Annotated in this window: 1 protein-coding gene; it reads left to right on the top strand. The window is 33.5% G+C overall.

What is annotated here, in order from left to right:
- Positions 1–2,320 (top strand): AMP-binding protein (locus ACJMLO_RS05380; protein ID WP_405294672.1); only part of this gene is annotated, 2,320 nt, incomplete at both ends.

Here is a 2,320-nt window from a genome sequence, read left to right as displayed (position 1 = left end):
ATAACCAGTTCTTTTCAAGCGTTTTCGCTTATACCTTATCAAGATTCACAGGTTCGGATAAGATTCTTTTCAACATCATTGAAGATGGAAGGGGACATATTGACTTATCAGACTCCGTAGGAATGTTTGTTAAGACGTTGCCTGTTCTTATTGACTGTTCAAATAATGATGTCAATTCATTCCTTGATTATTCCTCAGATTTAATCAATTCAGTTATGAAATATGATTTGTATCCTTTCCGTGCCCTGGCTAATGACTATGATTTGAATTCAAATATCCTCTTCCAATATTCCCATAATCTATTTAGTGATGTGATAAATAAAGATGATTTGAAATATGGTGTTGATGAACTGGATCATGACTTGAATGCCGATTTGTCTTTCTATATTTTCAATAATAGTGATGATAGATTAACAATTCGAATTTTATATTCATCCACATATTCTAAAGATTTCATAGAGCATTTTACTGAATCTTATAAGTTAATTTTGCATGAAATGATTAAAGTTGAGGAATTAGGTAATATTAATTACACCTCTGATTCTGATCTTGAGTTTTTAGATATCTACAATCAAACTGAGCATCCCCTATTTTATGATGATATTATGGATGCTTTTAATGATAACCTAACAAAACATCCTGAAAAGATATTGGTTTCATATAATGATGTTTCATACAGTTATGGTGAAGGTGCTTTCATAGCGGATGCAATTGGAAAAAAACTGGCCGATTTAGGAGTTGAAGTTCAAGATTGTGTTAGCTTTTTAGTCCCTCGCTCGGAATTATATATGTTTAGTGTTTTAGGTATTTTATCTGCTGGAGCGGTTTATGTTCCTTTAGATGATACTCATCCCGATGAACATATAAAATTCATGCTACACGATACAGATTCCCAAGTAATTATTGTTAGTGATGAAACTTATGAACGCGCTAAATCATTAGCCAACAACATTAACCTCCTAAATATTTCAGACATTGTTAAAAAGGATGTTGGAAATGCATCTAATTTAGACATTAGTTATGGTGATTTGGCCTGTATTTTATACACCAGCGGTACTGCTGGCGTTCCTAAAGGCGTGAAAATTACTAGAAAATCTATTATCAATGTTGCAGACTCCTATATTGAAACATATGGATTGGATAAAAGTGATGTTTATGGATTATTCTCATCCATTGGTTTTGATGTGAGCAGTTTTGTTATTTCAGCAGTTATGTGTGCAGGAGCATGCTTATCCATAATTCCCGAAGAAATTAGGTTCAACATGTCTGAACTAAACAAATATTTCATAAAACAAAATGTTACCCATGCATTTATCACTACTCAAGTAGGTAAACTCTTCATGCAAAGCGTTGATGATACTTCACTTGATGTATTGCTTGTTGCAGGTGAAAAATTAGGAGATGTTGAAAGTCCAAAAGATTACCGTTTAATTGATGCATACGGTCCAACTGAAGCATTTGCATTTGTATCTTCAATTGACAATAACCATAAACTAGATGACTCATCAGTAGGTATGCTAAATTATAATACAAAAGCTTACATTTTAGACAATCAAAAACGTCGTGTACCTTTAGGTGCTGTCGGTGAATTATACCTATCTGGCCTCCAGGTTGCTGATGGATACTTAAATCGCCCAGAAAAAAATGCAAAGGCATTCATTGACAACCCATTTGACAATAATAAAGATTATAACCCATTATATGGAACAGGAGACCTAGTAAGAATATTGCCTGATGGTTCAATAGGCATCGTAGGCCGTCGTGACGGCCAAGTTAAAATCAGGGGAAACCGTGTAGAATTGTCAGAAGTCGAAATTACAATTAGAAATATAGACATCATAGATGATGTTACAGTTAAAACAATCAAAAATGGAGACAACCATGAACTAGTGGCTTATGTTGTTTCATCAGAGGATATTGGTGATGATGACCTTAGAAATCTTGTCTGCGATTATGTAACTAAGAATGAACCTGAATATATGGTTCCTTCATTTGTTGTCAGATTGCATACCATCCCTTTGAATGTCAATGGTAAAGTTGATAAATCTGCATTGCCTGATGTAGATTTGAGTACTTTACATGAAGAATATGTTGCTCCAACAAATGAAATTGAAAGACATATTGTTGACGCTTTTGAACTTGTGTTTAATCAAAAAGGCATTGGATTAAATGACAACTTTATTCATTTGGGTGGAGATTCTATCACTGCAATTCGTGTTATTTCACTTTTAGAGAAAAATGATATTTCCTGCAACGCTAGAGATATATTGAATTATAAAACTCCGTATTTGATTGCACAAAATGTTCAAAGCATTGAAAG

The organism is Methanobrevibacter sp., from assembly GCF_045120835.1.
Classification (GTDB): domain Archaea; phylum Methanobacteriota; class Methanobacteria; order Methanobacteriales; family Methanobacteriaceae; genus Methanocatella.
This window is presented reverse-complemented; position numbering and strand designations above follow the sequence as displayed.